Source organism: Fontisphaera persica, from assembly GCF_024832785.1.
Lineage (GTDB): Bacteria > Verrucomicrobiota > Verrucomicrobiia > Limisphaerales > Fontisphaeraceae > Fontisphaera > Fontisphaera persica.
Genome location: NZ_CP116615.1, coordinates 229,722 through 248,797, shown reverse-complemented (window position 1 = coordinate 248,797; position 19,076 = coordinate 229,722). Strand labels below are relative to the sequence as shown.

Annotated in this window: 19 protein-coding genes and 1 pseudogene; 9 read left to right on the top strand and 11 right to left on the bottom strand. The window is 61.4% G+C overall.

Annotation, left to right across the window (positions count from 1 at the left end; translation table 11 throughout):
* Window positions 1-13: 13 nt before the first annotated feature.
* Window positions 14-913 carry a PfkB family carbohydrate kinase gene (locus tag NXS98_RS01095; protein ID WP_283846610.1) on the top strand — a complete coding sequence of 300 codons (900 nt, stop codon included), beginning with the start codon at window positions 14-16 and terminating at the stop codon, window positions 911-913.
* Here NXS98_RS01095 and NXS98_RS01090 read toward each other — a convergent pair.
* The 4 genes and pseudogenes from NXS98_RS01090 to argH form a co-directional block, all read right to left on the bottom strand.
* Window positions 910-1,623 (bottom strand): annotated as a pseudogene (locus NXS98_RS01090) (ABC transporter ATP-binding protein); the annotation flags it as partial. The gene NXS98_RS01095 and the pseudogene NXS98_RS01090 overlap by 4 nt on opposite strands.
* 157 nt (window positions 1,624-1,780) lie before the next feature.
* Window positions 1,781-3,619 carry a hypothetical protein gene (locus NXS98_RS01085; protein WP_283846608.1) on the bottom strand — a complete coding sequence of 613 codons (1,839 nt, stop codon included), beginning with the start codon at window positions 3,617-3,619 and terminating at the stop codon, window positions 1,781-1,783.
* A gap of 43 nt (window positions 3,620-3,662) precedes the next feature.
* Window positions 3,663-4,682: a squalene/phytoene synthase family protein gene (locus NXS98_RS01080; protein ID WP_283846607.1), complete on the bottom strand. Its 1,020-nt coding sequence runs from the start codon at window positions 4,680-4,682 to the stop codon at window positions 3,663-3,665.
* Between the two features lie 24 nt (window positions 4,683-4,706).
* Window positions 4,707-6,134: an argininosuccinate lyase gene (gene argH / locus NXS98_RS01075; protein WP_283846606.1), complete on the bottom strand. Its 1,428-nt coding sequence runs from the start codon at window positions 6,132-6,134 to the stop codon at window positions 4,707-4,709.
* A gap of 236 nt (window positions 6,135-6,370) precedes the next feature.
* On the opposite strand from argH, the gene NXS98_RS01070 reads away from it, so the two are divergent.
* A complete protein-coding gene (locus NXS98_RS01070) occupies window positions 6,371-6,901 on the top strand; it encodes an FHA domain-containing protein (RefSeq protein WP_283846605.1) in 531 nt (176 codons plus the stop codon).
* A gap of 12 nt (window positions 6,902-6,913) precedes the next feature.
* Here the strand turns inward: NXS98_RS01070 and NXS98_RS01065 are convergent, their stop codons facing one another.
* Together NXS98_RS01065 and NXS98_RS01060 are read right to left on the bottom strand one after the other, a co-directional pair.
* Complete coding sequence (locus tag NXS98_RS01065; RefSeq protein ID WP_283846604.1) at window positions 6,914-7,531, bottom strand: hypothetical protein; 618 nt, start codon at window positions 7,529-7,531, stop codon at window positions 6,914-6,916.
* 53 nt (window positions 7,532-7,584) lie between these two features.
* Window positions 7,585-8,514: an alpha/beta hydrolase fold domain-containing protein gene (locus tag NXS98_RS01060; protein WP_283846603.1), complete on the bottom strand. Its 930-nt coding sequence runs from the start codon at window positions 8,512-8,514 to the stop codon at window positions 7,585-7,587.
* 237 nt (window positions 8,515-8,751) lie between these two features.
* On the opposite strand from NXS98_RS01060, the gene NXS98_RS01055 reads away from it, so the two are divergent.
* A complete protein-coding gene (locus NXS98_RS01055; protein ID WP_283846602.1) occupies window positions 8,752-9,948 on the top strand; it encodes a hypothetical protein in 1,197 nt (398 codons plus the stop codon).
* A gap of 65 nt (window positions 9,949-10,013) precedes the next feature.
* Here NXS98_RS01055 and NXS98_RS01050 read toward each other — a convergent pair whose 3' ends face one another.
* Window positions 10,014-10,721: a DnaJ domain-containing protein gene (locus tag NXS98_RS01050; protein WP_283846601.1), complete on the bottom strand. Its 708-nt coding sequence runs from the start codon at window positions 10,719-10,721 to the stop codon at window positions 10,014-10,016.
* Window positions 10,722-10,912: 191 nt separating this feature from the next.
* Here NXS98_RS01050 and NXS98_RS01045 point away from each other — a divergent pair, with 191 nt between their 5' ends.
* Window positions 10,913-11,854, top strand: a complete 942-nt coding sequence (locus NXS98_RS01045; protein WP_283846600.1) for a DMT family transporter — start codon at window positions 10,913-10,915, stop codon at window positions 11,852-11,854.
* A 24-nt stretch (window positions 11,855-11,878) separates the two neighbouring features.
* Here NXS98_RS01045 and NXS98_RS01040 read toward each other — a convergent pair whose 3' ends face one another.
* The 4 genes from NXS98_RS01040 to NXS98_RS01025 are packed head-to-tail and all read right to left on the bottom strand — an operon-like array spanning window position 11,879 to window position 14,677.
* Complete coding sequence (locus tag NXS98_RS01040; protein ID WP_283846599.1) at window positions 11,879-13,102, bottom strand: galactokinase; 1,224 nt, start codon at window positions 13,100-13,102, stop codon at window positions 11,879-11,881.
* Window positions 13,099-13,410: a 4a-hydroxytetrahydrobiopterin dehydratase gene (locus tag NXS98_RS01035; RefSeq protein WP_283846598.1), complete on the bottom strand. Its 312-nt coding sequence runs from the start codon at window positions 13,408-13,410 to the stop codon at window positions 13,099-13,101. Before NXS98_RS01035 ends, NXS98_RS01040 begins: the two co-directional genes overlap by 4 nt.
* A gap of 48 nt (window positions 13,411-13,458) precedes the next feature.
* The gene (locus NXS98_RS01030) at window positions 13,459-13,848 is read right to left on the bottom strand and encodes a hypothetical protein (protein ID WP_283846597.1); all 390 of its coding nucleotides are present in this window, start codon (window positions 13,846-13,848) and stop codon (window positions 13,459-13,461) included.
* The gene (locus NXS98_RS01025; protein ID WP_283846596.1) at window positions 13,811-14,677 is read right to left on the bottom strand and encodes a GYF domain-containing protein; all 867 of its coding nucleotides are present in this window, start codon (window positions 14,675-14,677) and stop codon (window positions 13,811-13,813) included. Before NXS98_RS01025 ends, NXS98_RS01030 begins: the two co-directional genes overlap by 38 nt.
* 340 nt (window positions 14,678-15,017) lie before the next feature.
* Between NXS98_RS01025 and NXS98_RS01020 the strand changes: the two genes are divergently transcribed.
* From NXS98_RS01020 to purE, 5 genes are all read left to right on the top strand, one after another.
* A complete protein-coding gene (locus tag NXS98_RS01020; protein WP_283846595.1) occupies window positions 15,018-16,061 on the top strand; it encodes a TRAP transporter substrate-binding protein in 1,044 nt (347 codons plus the stop codon).
* Between the two features lie 77 nt (window positions 16,062-16,138).
* A complete protein-coding gene (locus tag NXS98_RS01015) occupies window positions 16,139-16,606 on the top strand; it encodes a TRAP transporter small permease (protein ID WP_283846594.1) in 468 nt (155 codons plus the stop codon).
* Window positions 16,603-17,904, top strand: a complete 1,302-nt coding sequence (locus NXS98_RS01010; RefSeq protein WP_283846593.1) for a TRAP transporter large permease — start codon at window positions 16,603-16,605, stop codon at window positions 17,902-17,904. Before NXS98_RS01015 ends, NXS98_RS01010 begins: the two co-directional genes overlap by 4 nt.
* A 20-nt stretch (window positions 17,905-17,924) precedes the next feature.
* Complete coding sequence (locus tag NXS98_RS01005) at window positions 17,925-18,398, top strand: universal stress protein (protein ID WP_283846592.1); 474 nt, start codon at window positions 17,925-17,927, stop codon at window positions 18,396-18,398.
* Window positions 18,399-18,560: 162 nt separating this feature from the next.
* On the top strand, window positions 18,561-19,064 hold the full coding sequence (purE, locus tag NXS98_RS01000) for a 5-(carboxyamino)imidazole ribonucleotide mutase (RefSeq protein ID WP_283846591.1): 504 nt from the start codon (window positions 18,561-18,563) through the stop codon (window positions 19,062-19,064).
* Window positions 19,065-19,076 lie beyond the last annotated feature (12 nt).

Here is a 19,076-nt window from a genome sequence, read left to right as displayed (position 1 = left end):
TATACAACAAAGCATGAGCGTACTCATTGTCGGCACCACGGCGCTGGATTCCATCAAGACGCCCCACCGCGAAAATCCACGATTGCTGGGTGGCTCCGCCAGCCACGCAGCCGTCGCGGCGAGTTTTTTCGCCCCCGTGCGTCTGGTGGGGGTGGTGGGCAGCGATTTTCCCGCGGCTTACTGGCGGCTTTACGAGCGGCATGGCATTGACCTGCAGGGATTGCAGCGCGCAGAAGGCAAAACTTTTCATTGGAGCGGTGAATACCTGGCTGACATGAACCAGCGGCGTACCTTGAAAACAGAACTGGGCGTGTTGGAGCAATTCACCCCCACCCTGCCCCGTGCCTACCGGGACTCGCCCTACGTGCTGCTCGCCAACATCGCTCCCGCGCTGCAATTGCAGGTGCTCGCTCAGATGCGCCGCCCCCGCTTTGTGGTGGCCGACACCATGGACTTGTGGCTGAACATCGCCCTGCCAGATTTGATGAAGTTGCTGAAGCGCGTGGACGCCCTTGTCTTGAATGAAAGCGAGGCGCAACAACTGACCAAAACCGACAACCTGCGGCTTGCGGCTGAACGCATCCATCGCCTGGGACCGGCCTGGGTCATCATCAAAAAAGGCTCACATGGCGCCATGCTTTCCGGCCCGGATGGTTTTTTCCTGGCTCCCGCCTATCCCTTGCGCAAGGTGGTGGACCCCACCGGCGCCGGCGATTCTTTCGTGGGCGGTTTGACAGGCTATCTGGCTTCCAGTGAAGGAGGCATCAAGCGCAACCTCCGGCGGGCGGTGATGGTGGGGACGGTGGTCGCCAGTTTTTGCTGTGAAGGCTTTGGGCTGCAACGCACCGACCGTTTGCAACTGTCGGAAATTGAGCAGCGGCTGGCGGAATTGGAGCAAATGTGCCGGTTTTAGCCCGCGCGTTCACCGCTTTCACCCTGCGCCGGCAGCGCACCCGGGCCGGAAGCGGCCAGCCACGGCCATCTTCGCGGAGTTAAAACCGGCGCCAAAAAACGCGAGACAAACGCGGTAGCCGGCCGCTGGCACACGTCGGCAGGCGGCCCGCATTGCTCCAGTCGTCCCTCGTGCATGATGCCCAGCCAATCCGCCACTTCCAGCGCCTCCTCCTGGTCATGCGTCACCCACACCAGCGTGGGCACCCATGGCCGGCACCACCGCACAATTTCCCCGCGCAATTCCCGCCGCTGCGGCGCATCCAGGCTGGACAGTGGCTCATCCAGCAACAATACCTGGGGCCGCCGCATCAAGGCCCGCCCCACCGCCACGCGCTGACGTTCTCCGCCCGAAAGGCTCTCGGGCCGCCGCTCCAGCAACGACAGCAGCCCCAACATGCCAGCCACCGCCTCCAACCGCTCGGCCATCTCCACCGCGGGCAGCTTGCGCAGTCGCAGCCCCAGCGTGAGATTTTCCCGCACGGTCAAGTGGGGAAACAGGGCGCCGTTTTGAAAAACCATGCCCACCGGCCGTTGCTCCGGCGGCAATCCCCTCCATGATTGGCCGTTGCCCATGATGCTGCCTGCATCAGGCGTCTCCAGCCCGGCAATGAGCCGCAGCAGGGTGGTCTTGCCGCAACCGGAAGGCCCGGCCAGGGCCAGCAACGTGCCCGCCGGAATCTCCAACGAGACCTCCTGCACCGCCGGACGGGACATGCCGGGAAATTTGCGTGTCAGCCCCTGAAGCTGCAATTGCATGGCTAAGCCCAGGCCCCAATAAAAAAACCCGTCAGGCTGGCCCGACGGGTTTGGGCTGAATCAAAACCATTTATTTGCCGCTCAAGATTTGCTGACGGCGCTGGTGGTACTCGGCCGGCGTGATTTTATCGGCCTTGTACAGCTCCAGCAACTCGGCCAGCCGTTGTTCTTTGCTGCCGCCGGTGGCGGCGGCCGCCGGAGCGGAAACTTTCGCGCTGGTCGTTTTGGCCTCCGCCGCCTTGGCAGCAGCCTTGGCCTGCGCCTCGGCCTCCTTGCGAGCCTTCAATTCCAATTCGGCTTTGCGCTTTTCCTCGGCGCGCAATCGGGCTTGTTCACGGGCGCGGGCCTCTTCCTGAGCCTTCATTTCAGCGCGCAGGCGGGCCTGTTGCTCGCGGCGCAGCTTGGCTTCCGCTTCCTCGCGGGCCTTGGCCTCGGCGCGCAACCGCGCCTGTTCCTTGGCCTGAGCTTCCTCATAAGCCTTGCGGGCCTTCTTTGCTTCCACTTCCTGTTGCGCCTTCAGGCGGGCCGCCTCTTTTTCCGCGGCGGATGGTTCCACCTTCACCGGCTTGCTCTCCACCACGGGCGGCTTGGCGGCCTTGGCCGCTTCCTCACGCGCTTTCTTTTCCGCGGCAGCCTTGGCGGCCGCTTCTTCCCTGGCCCGCTTCTCGGCTTCCAATTTGGCTTTGCGCTCCGCTTCGGCCTTCGCCTTGCGCTCGGCTTCCGCTCGCGCGGCCGCTTCCTGTTCGGCCTTCTTTTGGGCCGCCGCACGCGCAGCCGCTTCTTCCTTGGCCCGTTTTTCCGCCTCGGCCTTGGCCTTGGCGGCCGCTTTTTGCTGTTCCTCAGCCCGACGTTTTTCCTCCGCCAGCCGCTTGGCGTCATCTGCGGTGCGTTTGGGCGGCGCCGGTTTGGCCGCAGGTTTCGTGGCGGGCTTGGTGCCAGGCTTGGCCGCCGGGGCCGGAGCCGCAGGCTTGGCAGACGGCGGCGGCGGAGCCGGGGCTGCGGTATCGGTGGCGCGAATGCGCTGCAAAATTTGAAGCTTGGCATCGGCCTCCTGGCGGGTCACCTGTTCCGCCCGCGCACGGGCCGCCGCGGCCCCGATTTCCGCCGCGCGCCGGGCGGCATCACGGTTGCGCAGCAACTCCGCGTTGGCCTCCTCAGGGGTCATGATGTTGGCCTTGGGCTTGGTGGTTTTGGCCGTGGAGGTGCGCGTAGTTTGCGTTTTGGTGGTGGCGGGCTTGGCGGTGGAAGTTTGCGTCTTAGGTTTGGCAGCCGCGGTTTGCTGCGCCTGTTTCTTGCGCATCTCCGCCTCCTGTTTGCGGCGGGCCGCCTCTTCTTTCTTGCGCTGCTCTTCTCTCAGCTTGTTGGCGGCAGCCTGCTCGGCGGCCTTGCGTTCGGCTTCAGCTTTGGCCTGCCGCTCCGCTTCGGCCTTGGCCTTGGCGGCTTTTTCCGCCTCGGCTTTGGCGCGTGCTTCGGCTTCTTTCTTGGCTTTGGCCTCGGCGGCGGCGCGAGCCTTCTCTGCCTCCTGGGCTTTTTTGGCCGCTTCGGCCTGGGCTTTGGCCTGTAATTCAGCCTGACGTTTGGCCTCTGCCTGCGCTTTCTTGGCGGCTTCAGCTTGCGCTTTGGCCTGCAGTTCGGCCTGGCGCTTGGCCTCGGCCTGCGCCTTGGCTTCCGCCCGGGCGCGCTCCTCTGCGGCCCGTTTCGCCTTGGCCTCGGCTTCCTTTTGGGCCTTCAACTGTTCGGCAGCCGCCTTTTTGGCCGCTTCCTGCGCTTTTTTCTCGGCATCAGCTTTGGCCTTGGCCTCGGCGGCCGCCTTGGCCTTGGCGGCTTTTTCCGCGCTGGTGTCCGCGGCTACTGCCACGACACAAAAGCCTGCGACCAGCGCCAGAGTGATGGTTTGGGTTAGTTTCATAGCAGTATGATTAGGCTTTTTTACACTCAAAATGCAATACAAATCAAGGATTTAGAAAAAAAGGTCCGTCGGGCAACTGCTTCCATTTGTTTGGCCAAGGGTAGCATAAAATCATGCGCCACAAAATGCCCCGCAGCTCGGCACGAGTCACCTTAAGACGCAATTCGGGATTTAGTATAGCATTTTCCCTGAGCATGGCCAGCGTTTTTATGCCCAATAAATTGGGCAGGGCGCAAGCCAGCCGGAGGCGATGCCACGAGGCGGGTAAGGCCAGGGTGTAATGCCAGCCGTCCGCCAGCCATTGCCGGGCCTGCGCCAGCCATCGGTCATACACCGGCCGCAATCGTCCCTCGCAACGCGGGTCCAATAAATCCGCTGGCAGCAAACCCGCTGCGCGCAATTCCTCGGCGGGCAAATAACACCGGCCCTGGCGGAGGTCGCGCGGCAAATCCCGCAGAATGTTGACCAATTGCAACCCCTGCCCAAACTTCACCCCCAACGCCGCCAATTCCTCCACTGCCATGGCCGGCGCCGGCCGCAAATGCGCGCAGCACAATCGCGTCCAAAAATCCCCCACACATCCGGCCACCCGGTAAGTGTAGTCCACCAGCTCTTCCTTGTGGGCCAGCGCCCGCACTTGGTCAGGAGAACGTGCCAGTCCAAACCGCTGCAGGTCCAGCATCTGGCCGCTGGTGATGGTGGACAGCACCCCGCGAATGAGCGCCTGATCCTCTTCCGCCATCCGCTCCAACATGCCCATCAACTCCCCAGCCTTCTCCAGCAACTCACGCTCCGCCGGCAAATTTTGCTGGCCCGCCAGCCCCTTCCAATCTGGTGGACTGCTGGCTTCCCGCATGATGCAGGCCCGCAAACGCTCCAAGGACTCCAGCCGCCGCTCCCAGGGCACAATGTCCGTATCCGCCACAGTATCCGTGGCCCGCGCCAGCAGGTAGGCCAGCGCAAGTTGCGGACGCACCGCCGCCGGCAACCAGCGCAGGGAAAGATAAAACGACCGCGAAACCTGCTGGAGCAATGGCCACGGTATGGAACCGCAGGCATTCATAATTTCCTGGGCATGGCCGCGCCGCTAGTGCCCTGCCAAGGTCTTCTTCCAACGTGCCAGTTGTTTCTGCACCTCGCGCCGGCCGGGCGCCCCCGCCAGATTCCGGCGTTCCATCGCCTGGCGCAAATCAAAGACCTCGGGAGCATCCGCGCCAAACCGGCGGTCCACCTGCTGAAATTCCTCGGAAGTCCATTGGTCCAAGGGCTTGCCCATCTTTTCGGCCAGGGCCACCACCGTCCCCACCAGGTGATGCGCCTCCCGAAACGGCACCCCCTGCCGCACCAGGTAATCCGCCAGGTCCGTCGCCAGCAGTTGAGGATCGGCCGCCGCCCCGGCGCAGCTTCCCTGCCGCACCGTCACCTGCCCCAGCATGTCGGCCATGATGTTCACCGTGGCCAGCACGGTGTCGGCGGTGTCAAACATCCGCTCCTTGTCCTCCTGCAAATCGCGGTTGTACGTCATCGGCAGCCCTTTGAGCAGCGCCAGCAAGGCCATGAGGTTGCCAATGACCCGCCCGCTCTTGCCCCGTGCCAGCTCGGCGACGTCCGGATTCTTCTTCTGCGGCATCAAGGAAGAGCCCGTGGTGTAGGCGTCCCCTATCTGAATAAAATTAAACTCTGCCCCGCTCCACAGCACCAAATCCTCAGCCAACCGCGACAAATGCACCGCCAGCAGCGCAGCCGCGGCATTGTATTCCACCACAAAGTCCCGGTCACTGACTGCATCCATCGAATTCTGGGAGATGCGCGGCCGCCCGCGCTCGTCCACGAAACCCAGCTCCCGGGCCACCGCCTCCCGGTCCAGGGGCAAAGTGGAACCCGCCAGCGCACCGCTGCCCAGGGGACATACATTGGCCCGCTGCCGGCAATCGGCAAAACGCCCCCGGTCACGCTCCACCATCTCCACATAGGCCAGCAGATGATGCGCCAGAAACACCGGCTGCGCCCGCTGCAAATGAGTGTAACCGGGTATGACCACATCGGCATTGGCCGCCCCCAACTCCACCAATGCCCGTTGCAGCCGCCGCAGGGCCGCGTCCAGTTGGTCCAGATGATCCCGCAGCCATAACCGCATGTCCAACGCCACCTGGTCATTGCGCGAGCGGGCCGTGTGCAGCTTGGCGCCGGCGGGCGTGCGCTGCGTCAGTGCCGCCTCAATGTTCATGTGAACATCTTCCAACTCGGGACGCCACGTGAACTTGCCCTGCTCGATTTCGCGCTCGATTTCCGCCAGGCCGCGCTCAATCTCGCGCAACTCCAGCCGGGTCAGCAAACCCACCCGCTGCAACATGCGGGCATGCGCCCGGCTGCCGGCAATGTCCTGCCGCCACAATCGCCAGTCGAAACTGATGGACTCGGTAAATTGCGCCACGGCCTTGGCCGGTCCCGTGGCAAAACGCCCGCTGCGAGCCACCGGCGCCGGGCCACTTGCAGATGTTCCCTTGCGTTGCATGTGCCCGTGCAGTCTGTCTCATGACGGCCGCAAAGTCACGCCGGATTTCCAGGCCGCCGCAGGCAAATACGATGCCTTCCCCACCATCGCCGGCCTCCGCTTCCGCCGCAGTCTGCCGGCATCGGGCGGCCTTTCTCGCCGTCCGCGCTTAACAACTCCCACCGGTGAGAAAATCAGGAAGCAAATCGGTTTGACTTGCAGAAGGACGAAGCCAATAATCCCCAGGAAAGCATTTTATGCCCAAACTAGTCGTGCTCAGCGAGGGGTTCACGGGGCGCACGTACGAGCTGAAAACGGAGCGCACCACCGTGGGACGCCTGGACGACAACGCCTTCTGCGTGCCGGAGCCGTCTGTCTCCAGTCACCACTGCGAAATCCTGCTCAAGGGCGCGGAGGTCGTCGTGCGCGACCTCAACTCCACCAACGGCACCTTCATCGGCGGGCAGCAAATCACCGAAGCCGTGCTGAAACCCGGCCAGATTCTGCGGCTGGGCAACCTGCAAATGCGCCTGGAGGGCGACCAACCGCCCCCCGCCAAAAAAGCTTTGGACCAGACCGTCATCCTCCCCCAGGGAGTCAAGCTGAACGAATTGGAAACGGCCGGCCCCAAACCCTCCAACTTTGCTGATGACACCCAGTTTGGGAAAAAGAAAAACCGCGCCAACCTCATCTTTATTATTGTGGGGGTGGTCCTCGGCTTGTTGGTGGCCGCATTGCTGGTTTACGTCTTCATGAAAGCCGGCACGCTGACCTCGCCCAATACCTGACCCCCGCCGGGCCTATCGCCCGCCGGAAGAGCGCATGAGCAGGTAGCTCATCCCCACCAGCACGCCCAAAAACAACAACACCGCCAGAATGGTGGCCAGCCGCTTCAGCCAGCGCGCCTGTTCCATGGCGGCTTCCGTGCGTTGCCGCTCGGCGTGAGCAAACCGGTCAAATTCCATCTCCAGGTCCACCGTCTGCAGCAGTTCCGGACGCAGGGACAACACAGTCCACGTCCCCCCCTGGTCCCCAAATTCAGGCGGAAAGCGCTCCAACGTCTCCGCCGTGGGGGGATGAAATCCATAACCATGCCAGAAAGGCGCGGTCATCTGCGTCCACAGCATGGTCAGGGAATGGTTGTGCGACAGGGTTTCAATGCGCTCCCAAAAACGCTCGCGCAAAGTATCGGCCAAATCCCACTGCCGGAAAACCTCGCTGTGCAATTGCCCCTGGTGCCGCGCAATCCGAATGCCAATCGCCCCCCAAATCTTCCCCTCCCCATCCACGGCCACCTGGAATTCGGTGAAGCGCTTTTCCAGGGTTTGCCATGGGAGTTGCTCCTGTTTCCACAACTCGATGAGCTGCGGCAAATCATCCACCGTGGCGCGCCGGATGTTGACATGGACTGCGTCCATGGGCGCATCTTAGGCCACCCGCCGCCGCTTGTCACGCTCTGGATTAAACCGTCTTATGGCGTTTTTAGGCCGCGCAAATGCTCGTCAAACCAGTCCGCCAGCAGTTGCACGTCCTGCAACATGTCCACCCAGCCATGACCTCGACCGGGCCTGACGATCAATTTGGCTTTGGCCCCCGCCTCGCGCGCCTTCTCCACAAAGCTCTCCGCTTGTTGAATGGGCACCAACTTGTCGGCATCGCCATGAATGATCAAAGTGGGGGGCAGGTTGGAAGTAATAAAATAGATCGGGGAAATCTCCCGCCCGTACTTCAGCCGTTCCTGCGGCTGGTCGGAACGGGGACCAAAGGCAGGCCGAAACTCCCTTAAAATGCCAATCCCCACCGCCACCTCCCCGGTTTTGCCGTAATTAAGAAAATCCGTGGGGGGAAAGAAACATGCCACCGCCTGCACCGCGCTGCTCGCCCGGTCCACCGCATCGGCAGCCTCCGGGCGGCCGGGGCCTCCCTGAGTACCCAAGGTCAAGGATAGATGCCCTCCCGCACTGGCGCCGCACACCCCCAGTTTATCGGGACGGATGCCCCACTTGGCCGCATGGTAACGTACAAAACGCACCGCCCGATGCACATCCTCCACAATTTCAGGAATGGTGTATTTGGGCTGGGAACCATGTACCACGGCAAAGACTGTATAGCCCCTGTCCAAAAACGGCCGGTAATGCGCCGGGTTGATGGCGGACTTGGAAGAAAAGAACCCCCCGCTCACCATGAACAGGACGCCGTAACCATTGGTGCGCGCCGGCTCAAACACATCCAGCGTCAAAGCCACCCCGTGTTTGCGCCCATAGATAATGTCCTCAATGCGCCGGTAGTTGGCCGGATTTTGCGCCTCAGCCGCCACTGTGCCCCAGAGAAGCAGGCACGCCAGCAGGCTGGCCCCCATCATGCCGCCAAGACGTGCCCTCGAAAGACGAGGAAAGGTCATATTCATGAGAATAGAGTGACCTAAAGCCCGCCGGTTGGCAAACCATGGATTGGCACGAATGCTCTCTCAGCTTGCCCCTGAACCCCCACGGCAAGGAATGCCTTTACCCTGCCGCATGCCTCCTTCAACCCCGTCCCATGGCAGGGGTATTTTGTAACTTTTGCCTCTGCTTTCTCGTCTAAACCGATGGTTGGATTTTTGGGTGACACACTGGACCGCGCACTTACCATGCAGAAAATGAATGCCACAACCACCGCTGGCGCCGGAAATCGCAAAAAACGCCTCTGGCTGGGGCTGGGCGCCGTTGCCGCGCTCCTCGCCATCCTCTTGGGAGGGTATTTCCTGTTGGCCCAATCTCTGGCTTCTTGGAAAGCGCGCTGGGCCGTGGACCGCTACCTTAAACAACAAACCGGCCGCAGCAGTTTCACCGTGGAATTCCCCTTCCCCTCCAAAGCCGAGATGGCCAAGGTTGAACCCAAAGAGGACAAGAATACAGGCCCGCAAAAAGGCAAACGCACAGGCAAAGACTTTGACACCCTGCGCGATGAATACCTCAAGCTGAAGTCCAGCATGTTGCGCCTGGAAAACCGGGTCACCGAGGCGGAACAGGAGCTGGTCATGCGCAGCAACCTGGTCGAAAACTTGGAGAAACAGGTGAAAGACGCTCTCACCTCCGCAGCCACCAATGCCAATCGGCTCGCGGAAAATCTATCCAACCAAGTCCGGCGCATTGCCTATGTCCAGGAAAACCTGCCCGCCTGGCGGCAGGAGCTCAAAAAAATCCCTGACATGGAAAAAGAATTGGCGCCCATTACCGCGGACCTGTGGGATTTTCAACGCGCCTTTGCCGCCATGGCCGCCGCCAATCCCGCCATGGTGAACAATGATTTGCAGAAAGCCCAAATGGCCCTGGCCACTGAGCATCGCAAACGGCTCAATGAAGCCAAAAGTTACTCCGCCATGTATCAGGTGATTGGGGAGACACTCTATGTAGCCAAGCGCCTGCTGGCCAGCGCCAACCTGCGCCATCAACGCGCTGGCGTGAGCATGGTCCTGCAAGCCATGCAGTACTGTTGGAACGACGCCCAAAACAATTGGCTCGCGGCCCGGCTGGCCGAAGGTTATTTGTGGCCCCACCTGGACGTGGCTGAAGATGACCGCCGCTCCCCCCTGAGTGTGGACATGATCATCAACACCTGTGTGGGCGCCTTTCGCGCCAACAACGAGCCGGAAAAGGTGATGCAAAGCTACGAATTATTGATGCGCATCAATCCGCAGCGCGCCGATTGGGCCCACCTGCAAATTGCCCGCATTTACGAGCAGGAAGGCAATCTTGCCGCCGCTCTCAAGAGTTACCGCTCCATCCAAAACACCAATGATAATCGCTGGGTCAGCCAGGCCATCCAACGCCTGGAGCAGCGCGTCAAACAGTGATTCCACTGCGCCGCCGGGCCCAGCCATCACCTTTCACTTCCGCCTGAAAGGAAGGCGGGGGAAAATCACTCCGCCTGCTCGGTCACACAAAAGCGCACCGTAAGGTACAGATTGCTTATCCCCAACGATTCCAGCGGGATGTGCGCGAGGTAGTGATTCACCACCTGCGGCGGATAGGACGCATAAACGGGCGTTTCCTTGACAATCACCCCCACCCCTCCGCAACGGAAACAGGGGTACCCCCCAATGTGCCGTTCCCCTTCGCAGGTCGGGCAGACGTGCTGGGCCGGTATCATGATGCGCACCTGCCCGCCCCAACGCGCCTGCGCAGGAGTGATGGGTATGTCCACCACCAGTTGCTCCACCTGCTCCGCCTTGGGGTGTTCCGCCCCGTAAAAATTCCGCCACAACCGCCCCATGATATCCTCGAAGGACGGCTGGTAAGTGCGGAAGGATTGCGTCAGCGAAGCTTCACTCAAATCTATGCCTTCCTCCGCCGCCGCCCGCAAAGGCTCCGCCTGCCGCGCCCGACGCAAGGGTTCAGCCGTGGCCTGTCGTTGCTGCCGACGCCGGCGGCGCTCGGCATCATAGGCCGCCCGCAATCGCTCATTGCTCAAAATGCGGTAGGCCTCCTGTAGTTCGATGAACGGCTCAGGGTCTGCGCCGAAACGATCCGGGTGCGTCTCCAGCGCGCGCCGCCGGAAAGCGCTGCGAATTTCCTCCTGTCCCGCGTCTGGTCCGACGCCCAAAATGACGTAATAATCTTTCGCCATAGGTGTCGTTCACACCCCGCCCCTCTTGGCGCGGGTGTCGGTTTTACCATAACTCAAGCCTCTCCCGCGCGCAAGCCGCACAGCACCTCGTCCCCTTCGGATGCGTCAATGGCCCAATCCACCCAGTTAATTGTCCCGCCCATTCCCCGCCTCGTGGGCATGGCCTGCCCTTGCATTTGCCTTGCCAAATCATGCCGCCACGGCAAGTTTGCGCGCGGCGGATTATGCGGCTGACGCATCTGTTTATCATGGTGGTGTTCAACGTCTGCTGGGCGGCCACGCTGCCCATCAACAAGGCGTTGGGCAACTGGCTGGAGCCGGGCGGCATCGTGACGCTTCGCTTCCTGCTCGCCACGCTCGCGCTGGCTCCTCTATGGCGCTGGCTGCCCGGCCCGCCCCTGCAAGGCAGGGACTGGCTGCGCGCCGCCGTCATGGGCATGCTGGTCTTCTGCGTTGGCCAGCGTCTGCAAGTCCTCGGCAATGCCCTGGGCGGAGCCGGCAACAGCGCCGTGTTGATGGCTCTCGAACCGCTGATTACTTCGCTGCTTGCAGCCCTGCTGCTCAAAGAACATATACCTTGGCGCCGCTGGGCCGGTTTCGTGCTGGGCATCACCGGGGTGGCCCTCTTGAACGGTGTCTGGCGTCCGGAGTTTCAGTGGACCAGCCTCACCGCCAACCTCATTTTCATCTCCAGTTTCGTCTGCGAAAGCGGCTATTCCATCCTGGGCAAGCCGGTGGCGCAACGCGCCGGCAGCGCGCGCATTCTGGCCACCGCCCTGGTTGCCGGCACGCTGGCCAACGTGCTGTATGACGGCGGCAGCACGTGGCAGGCCGCGCACAAACTGCCGTGGCAGGCGTGGGCCGGACTCGCCTTCATGGCCCTGGTGTGCACCGTTCTGGGCTACACTGCGTGGTTGTGGGTCATCAAGGAAACCCCCGTCAGCCTGGTGGTGTTGACGATTTTTGTGCAGCCCCTCGCCGGAGTGCCCATGGCCGCTTATTGGCTGGGCGAATCCCTCCATTGGGGCCAGCTTTGGGGTGTGCTGGTCATCGGCGCCGGGTTGGTCCTGGGCCTCGTCGAATGGCCCGAGCGCCGCCGCGTTCCCCTTTCCAAAGCAGCGCTGGAAAACTAAAACGCGGCCATTCTGCCACCGCTCTCACTCCACCCCATCCACCACCGGACAGGCCAGAGGCTGAATGCGCCGCCCGGTGTAGCGCTCGTAGAGCGCCGCCATTTTTTTGACAAAGGCCTCGTACTGATTCCAAGTCACCAGATTCACGGTGGCCCCCCCAAAACCCGGCCCGGCCAGCCGCGCCCCCAGGCATCCCGGCTGTGCCAGGGCCTGCTCCACCAGCCAATCCACTTCTGGACACGAGATTTGCAGGAAATCCCGTGCGCTCTCGTGGCTTTGGGTCAGATACTGGCCAAACTGCAAGAAATCTCCCTCGCGCAAAGCCCGCTCGGCGAAGACCACTCGCGCCGTCTCGCCGACCTGGTGGTACGCGCAGGCAAATTCCAGATCATTCAAGTGCATCCGGCCCTCCTTGAGCACGGCCCAATTCACCGCCCGCAGGCTGCGCGCACGCAACTTTTGCGCGGCAGAATGACCAGCCCGCTCGCGGACCTGCACCTGGGCCGCGCTGTCTTCTCCCTGGACGCCCGAGGGACAGATCACCAGCGCCGCCTGCCCCAGCAAAGGCAGCGTTTCCACCGAGTGATGCCGGCAGTCCACCGTCAGCGCATGATAGGCCCGCCCGCAAAAGACCGTCAGATGCTCAACCAAACTCGAACGCACGCCGCTCAAAGACCGGCTGGCGCGGTGGGTCATGCGCGCCAGCGCCAGGCGCTCGGGCTGGGCCGGCGGCGGCACCTGCCCATAACGGTCCCGCGCAGGCGGACGGTTCAGGCAACCCGTGTCCGTTAAACGAAAGGGATATAACTTGCGCACCAAAAGGGCGGCCGCCGCCTGCCACGCGGCCACTTCGCCCAGGCCGGCCTGGGCGGGAATGCCGTCATGCACCGCCAGATTAAACCCGCGAAAAGGCACCCCATGCCGCCGCAATTCCATCAACACCGCCTTGATGGGGTCAGCCCACGAGGCCGCTGGATTAAACTTGAGCTCGCTGAGCCAGAAACATTCCGTGCCGGAATGCCCGGCGCACGCCAGTTCAATTTTGCCGTCAGGCCGCGGCGACGCCGCCATTTGGACAAACCGCCCAATGGCCGCCATCAAAGCCAGCCCCTCGTGCGCTTCCGCATGATGCCCCAGCAACTCGACGACCGCTGGCGCAGAAACAGTGAACGCGGCCCGGTACCCAAAAGCTTGCTTGAAAGCCTGTTGGGCTTCCAGGGTGGCGCGGGGTGGCAATCGGCGTTTCACGTCCCGGCAGCGCGCGGCCCGGGCAAATCGCGGGCCAGGGCATCGCAGACGGCGGCCAGTTCGAAATCTTTGCGGGTCAAACCACCGGCATCATGGGTGGTCAGCGTCAATACCACCTTGTTCCAGCGAATGTCTATATCCGGATGATGCCACGCCTTCTCCGCAGCTTCGGCCACCCGGTTCACAAACGTGATGGCGGTGGGAAAGTCCTGAAAAACATACTGGCGCTCCAAGACCGCAGCGCGCTTCTGCCAATCCTTTAATGTGGCCAGCGATTGAGCTACTTCTTGCGGTGTCAGTTCGTTCATGCGCTTAACTTAGCCCAGGCGACGCCCACCGCGAAATCCCCCATCCTGCTAGGCCTTTCCCATTGGGGGCGGCGCAGGGCGCTCCGCCGCTGCTTGCGCTGGCGCTCGCGAACGGGACGAGCGAATGATTTGAATACTGCTTCCCAGCGCCCAAAACCAGGCCAGCGCAAACAATCCCAGCCCCGCCACAAACGCCATCACATAACGATCACGCCAGCCGGGAAATTCGGTGGTAGTCACCCACCGAAAATAAAAACCCACCATCCCCACCAACGCCATGATAAGCCCGCCGCCGGATAACCCCATTTGCACCAAGCCGCTTTTGCGGCGCGCCAAGGCCGTGCCCAGGCCCGGCCACAACAGCAGATTGGCCGCCACCATGCCCCAGGCATGGGCTGGCTCAGGTGGTGGGTTGTCGTCCGTTGAAAATAGACTCATAGGCATAGCAGGTGGCGGCAATCGTCACCGGGAAACTGATAAAAATGCCCACGCATAAGGCGAGCGCCCCGGCCAGGTTCACCAACGCCATGACCAGCACAAAGACCAATGCTTGCCACCATATCGAGGTCACCACCCGCCGGCAAATCTCCATCGTCGGCCAAAATTCAAGCCTGCGGTCTATTAACAAAGGATAGATAAAGTAATATGCCACCGCCAGATAGATGCCGGGGATGAGGCACAGCACCAAACCCAGCGAAATAAAGATACCGGAGATTAAATTCAGTAAAAACAACTGTAAAAAAGCCAGTGAAAAACCGGCAAACGCGTCACCCAACGCCGCCGACTGGCCACGAATTTTTTTCAGGAAATAATAATAAAGGCCGCCGAGCAAAGGACCATTAATCAGCAGCCCCACATAGGCCGCATTGGTGCCGGCGAGGATGACAAGAATAAGCGCCGACACCCCCACCACCGGCCAGAAATCGGACATCACCAGTTGCCAGCCGCGGCTTAAACAATCGCCAATGGAAAAATGAATGCCCCGCGCAATAATCGCTTCGGCCTCCTGCCTGGGGTCCACTGTGACCACGCCGACGGGGGGCATGGCACCCCCGGGGGGCGCGGCTGTAGCGGTTGGCGGCGGGGGGGGGGACGCCCCAAAACAGCCGGCGAACTCCGGAAAGTCACGCAAATCCCTCCATTCCACGGTCCCGACCGCTTGAGCCTTGGTGTTGGTTACTGCGCGACCCTCACGAATCCACTGCTTGATTTCCTCAGCGGAAACGGGGCCGTACTCCCTGCCGTCAGCGCCAATGATTTTATACATAAAGGTTTGCTGCTTGGATTAGAGCGGCCCCAGACTATGCCTTGCGCGTCCCAAATGCAATGAGGGAGTTGGGATATAACTTGAACCATTCCAGCGGAAGTTTCCCACGACAGGGGTGGTCTTGGGGGACGTATTCCTCGCCCGGTACGTATGGGTCAAGGACCTGCCTCAGTTGTCCCTAGATTAGTTGTGTTTATTATTTAACTTCGCTGAGTTAATTGCTGCTGCGCCCGTGGGGATTTGCCTTGCCAGTCTCACATTTATGATTAGAAAAATCCATGACTGCGCAACACGTGTCCATTCACCATGCGCGATGGTGGCATAAGCAAACATAAATCCTATGAAAACCCTTAATTGGCGGCAAGGTGGCGGGTTGTTCTTGGCAGTAGTGGTGGGAATCTTCACCCCCGGTTGCAACAAGAAAACGGAAACCGAAGCGCCGCCGGCCAAAGGCGAAGTCATTACGCTGAGTTACAGCGTCTTCTTCCCGCCCACCCACGTGCAGGCCCAAACCGCGGTGGCCTGGGCGGCGGAAATTGAAAAGCGCAGCGGCGGGCGGGTCAAAATTAACGTGGTCCCCGGGGGCGCCCTGACCCCTGCCGCCCAATGCTACGAAGGCGTGGAAAAAGGCATTTCCGACATTGGCATGAGCTGTTTTGCCTATACCCGCGGGCGTTTCCCCCTCCTCGAAGCCCTGGACCTGCCCCTCGGTTACCCCAGCGGCGCCACCGCTACGCGTCTGGCTAATGACATGGTGGCCAAATTCAACCCGGGGGAAATCTCCGGCGTGAAAGTTTTGTATATCCATGCCCACGGGCCGGGCATCCTGGCCTCCAAGAAACCCGTGCGCCGGCTCGAGGACTTTAAGGGCTTGAAAGTGCGCGCCACGGGATTGTCGGCGATGATTGTGGAAAGCCTGGGCGGCACGCCGGTGGCCTTGCCGCAACCAGAAACCTATGAGGCGCTGCAAAAAGGAGTGGTGGACGCCACGCTTTGCCCCCTGGAAACCTTGAAGGGATGGAAGCAGGGCGAGGTCATTCAATACGTGGTGGATACCTCCAAGATTGGCTACACCACCGCCATGTTTGTGGTGATGAATCAGAGCAAATGGCAAAAACTCCCGCCCGACGTGCAGAAAATTTTTGCCGACGTCAGCCAGGAATACATTGCCAAACATGGGGCGGCCTGGGACGCCGCAGACCGCGAAGGGCGTGAATTTGTGGCGGGCTTGAAAAAGGAATTCATCGAGTTGCCCCCCGCTGAAATCCAGCGCATGCGCGAGGCCGTGCAGAAAGTGCTGAATGACTATATCCAGCGCGCCAAAAGCAAAAATCTGCCCGGCGACCAGTTGGTAGCCGAGCTGCAGAAACGGCTGAGCCAGTGAAAGGCGGCGAGCATCAAGCGGCCCCGCGCCATCGCCCGACCGCATCCCAGCAAGTGGGACGATGGCTGACGCAGCTTTTGCGCGGAGTAGTGTTGGCGCTGGCCGCCATTTCCGGCCTTAGCCTGATGCTCATGGTGGCCCTCACCTGCGCAGAAGTCATCCTGCGCACCGCCTTCAATGCTCCCATCAAAGGCTCGGTGGACATCATCGGCTTGCTCTGCGCCCTGGCCATGGCCTGCGCCCTCCCTTACACCTCCGCCATCAAGGGACACGTGGCGGTCGAGTATTTCTTCCTCAAACTCGGCCGCCGGGGCCGCATCATCACGGACACCTGTACCCGCCTGATTCTGGCGGCTTTCTTCGTGCTGCTGGGAGTGTACCTGGCACGTTATGGGCATGACCTTTATACCACCGGCCAAGTCAGCCAGACCGTGCAACTCCCGCTGTTCTGGCTGCCTTATGTCATGGCCTTCTGCTGCTGGGTCATGGTGGCCATCAAATTTTATCACATCTTCCATCCCGGCCAGTCCTTGCTCAAACCATGAGTCCTACAGAAATCAGCTTGTTGGGCATAGGGTTGCTGCTGTTCTTGCTGGTCTCCAGCATGCCCGTAGGCCTGGCCATGGCAGTGGCCGGCATCGTGGGTTTTGCCGTGATGACCAGTCCGGAAGCCGCCCTGAACATGGCGGCGGCGGAATTTTTTGGGACCTTCTCCAAATATGACCTCTCCACCATTCCCCTCTTTATTTTAATGGGTCAGGTGGCCTTTCATACCGGGATTTCACAAGGTTTGTTTCACGCCGCCTATCGCTGGCTGGGCCACTGGCGCGGCGGACTGGCCATGTCCACTGTGGGCGCGTGCGCCGCTTTTGGCGCCATCTGCGGCAGCGGCCCCGCCACGGCCGCCACCATGGCCGCCGTGGCTCTGCCGGAAATGCGGCGATACAAATACAGCATGGAACTGGCCACCGGCTGCGTGGCCGCCGGGGGGTCCCTGGGCATGATGATACCGCCCAGCATTGTGTTCATCGTTTATGCCATCCTGACCCAACAATCCATTGGCAAATTGTTTATTGCCGGGGTGGCGCCGGGCATCTTCACCGCCATTCTTTTTTGCCTGGCCATTGCCCTGGTATGCCGGCATCGTCCGGAAATGGGTCCGGCAGGTGAAACCTCTTCCTGGCGCGAGCGATTGATTTCACTGAAGGACATCATTGAAATCCTGGTGATCTTCGTTGCCGTCATGGGCTCCATGTTTGCCGGGTATTGCACCGCCACCGAGGCCGCAGCCATCGGAGCCGCGGCCACCCTGGGGGTGGGCTGGTTCAAAAAGCGCCTGACCTGGGCGGCCCTCAAACAATGTCTCTGGGAAACCATCCGCACCTCCTGCATGGTCATCGTGATTGTGGCTGGCGCGCTGATTTTCGGCCGGTTTCTCGCCGTGACCCATACCCCGGCAGCCCTGGCCGAATGGATCGGACATCTGCCACTGCCGCCGTGGGGCATCATGGCAGCCATCATCCTCTTTTACCTCGTGGCCGGCTGCTTTGTGGATGCCCTGGCGCTCAACCTGCTGACCATCCCCATTTTCTATCCGGTGGTGGTGGCGCTCCACTTTGACCTGATTTGGTTTGGCGTGATTATTGTGCTGGTCACGCAAATGGGAGTCATCACCCCGCCCGTCGGCGTGAACGCTTATGTGGTCAGCGGCATGGCGCGCGATGTCCCCCTGCCGCTCATTTTTCGGGGCGCCCTGCCCTTCCTGGTCTGCCTCCTGGTGGTGGCGGCCCTCATGGTTATATTCCCCCAAGGGGTGCTTTTCCTGCCGTCTTTGCTCGAATAATCCCAACCCCCGACCGGCCTATGCCCAGCACCCCCACCCCCGCAACGCCCATCGGCTTTCGCCATATTTTATTTTGCACGGACTTCTCCCCCGGCGCCGACCACGCCTTCGACACCGCCCTGCGCCTGGCGCTGTTGTCGCCGGACACGCAATTGACCCTGCTCCACGTCATTCCCGAAACCGAGGCGCAATTCTGGAAATCCTACATTTACGAAGTGGACCATGTGGACGCGAAGGCTCAGCATGACATCCATGCCAAAATCAAGTCGGCCTACCTCTCGCGCCTGCCCGCAGGCCGGCACATGAAGATTGAGCTGCGCATTGGTCAGGCCGCCGAAAAAGTGCTGGCGCTGGCCCAGGAGCGCGGCGTGGATTTGATCGTGGTGGGACGCGAGGGCGGCGGGCGCCTGACGCAGGCGTTGTTTGGGCGCACCGCGGAAAAAATTGTGCGCAAAGCCCGCTGCCCGGTGCTGGTCATTCCCCATGGCTCCTGACCGGCCCGTGGCGGCTGGCGCAATCCTGTAGCAGGCGCGGTGGCGGCCGGATTTTTCCCCTCGAAATCCTTGCGGGATTTGGTTGCCAAAAAGCAGGGCACGCGCTTAATTCTCCAGCGCTGTGCAAGGCACAATAAAAGACATAATTAAACATCTAACTCTATGAGCGAGCCGCGAAAACCGTTGGTAGGCGTGATTATGGGCAGTCACTCCGACTGGGAGGTGATGCAGCATACCGTCAAACAGCTTGAGGCGCTGGGCGTGCCATGCGAAGCGCGGGTGATTAGTGCGCACCGTACCCCCGATGTTTTGTTTGAATACGCCTCCACCGCCGCGGCCCGCGGGTTGGAAATCATCATTGCCGCCGCCGGCGGCGCCGCGCACCTCGCTGGCGTGACCGCCGCCAAGACGTCCCTCCCCGTCCTGGGAGTGCCGATGGAATCCGCTTCGCTCAAGGGCTTGGACTCGCTGCTGAGCATGGTGCAAATGCCCGGCGGTGTGCCGGTGGGGACCCTTGCCATTGGCAAGCCGGGCGCCATCAATGCCGCCCTTTTGGCCACCGCCATCCTGGGCAACAAGTACCCCGAATTCCGGGCTGCTTACGAACAATTCCGCCGCCAACAGACGGAAAAAGGCGCGGCAAACCAAATTCCGGGCAAGGCCTGAGAGCCGCCAGAC

What these genes read in the sequence shown, in the direction of transcription:
- NXS98_RS01095 (WP_283846610.1), top strand. Translation starts at nt 14, where the DNA reads ATGAGCGTACTCATTGTCGGCACCACGGCGCTGGATTCCATCAAGACG.
- NXS98_RS01085 (WP_283846608.1), bottom strand. Translation starts at nt 3,619, where the DNA reads ATGAAACTAACCCAAACCATCACTCTGGCGCTGGTCGCAGGCTTTTGT.
- NXS98_RS01080 (WP_283846607.1), bottom strand. Translation starts at nt 4,682, where the DNA reads ATGAATGCCTGCGGTTCCATACCGTGGCCATTGCTCCAGCAGGTTTCG.
- argH (WP_283846606.1), bottom strand. Translation starts at nt 6,134, where the DNA reads ATGCAACGCAAGGGAACATCTGCAAGTGGCCCGGCGCCGGTGGCTCGC.
- NXS98_RS01070 (WP_283846605.1), top strand. Translation starts at nt 6,371, where the DNA reads ATGCCCAAACTAGTCGTGCTCAGCGAGGGGTTCACGGGGCGCACGTAC.
- NXS98_RS01065 (WP_283846604.1), bottom strand. Translation starts at nt 7,531, where the DNA reads ATGGACGCAGTCCATGTCAACATCCGGCGCGCCACGGTGGATGATTTG.
- NXS98_RS01060 (WP_283846603.1), bottom strand. Translation starts at nt 8,514, where the DNA reads ATGACCTTTCCTCGTCTTTCGAGGGCACGTCTTGGCGGCATGATGGGG.
- NXS98_RS01055 (WP_283846602.1), top strand. Translation starts at nt 8,752, where the DNA reads ATGAATGCCACAACCACCGCTGGCGCCGGAAATCGCAAAAAACGCCTC.
- NXS98_RS01050 (WP_283846601.1), bottom strand. Translation starts at nt 10,721, where the DNA reads ATGGCGAAAGATTATTACGTCATTTTGGGCGTCGGACCAGACGCGGGA.
- NXS98_RS01045 (WP_283846600.1), top strand. Translation starts at nt 10,913, where the DNA reads ATGCCGCCACGGCAAGTTTGCGCGCGGCGGATTATGCGGCTGACGCAT.
- NXS98_RS01035 (WP_283846598.1), bottom strand. Translation starts at nt 13,410, where the DNA reads ATGAACGAACTGACACCGCAAGAAGTAGCTCAATCGCTGGCCACATTA.
- NXS98_RS01030 (WP_283846597.1), bottom strand. Translation starts at nt 13,848, where the DNA reads ATGAGTCTATTTTCAACGGACGACAACCCACCACCTGAGCCAGCCCAT.
- NXS98_RS01025 (WP_283846596.1), bottom strand. Translation starts at nt 14,677, where the DNA reads ATGTATAAAATCATTGGCGCTGACGGCAGGGAGTACGGCCCCGTTTCC.
- NXS98_RS01020 (WP_283846595.1), top strand. Translation starts at nt 15,018, where the DNA reads ATGAAAACCCTTAATTGGCGGCAAGGTGGCGGGTTGTTCTTGGCAGTA.
- NXS98_RS01010 (WP_283846593.1), top strand. Translation starts at nt 16,603, where the DNA reads ATGAGTCCTACAGAAATCAGCTTGTTGGGCATAGGGTTGCTGCTGTTC.
- NXS98_RS01005 (WP_283846592.1), top strand. Translation starts at nt 17,925, where the DNA reads ATGCCCAGCACCCCCACCCCCGCAACGCCCATCGGCTTTCGCCATATT.
- purE (WP_283846591.1), top strand. Translation starts at nt 18,561, where the DNA reads ATGAGCGAGCCGCGAAAACCGTTGGTAGGCGTGATTATGGGCAGTCAC.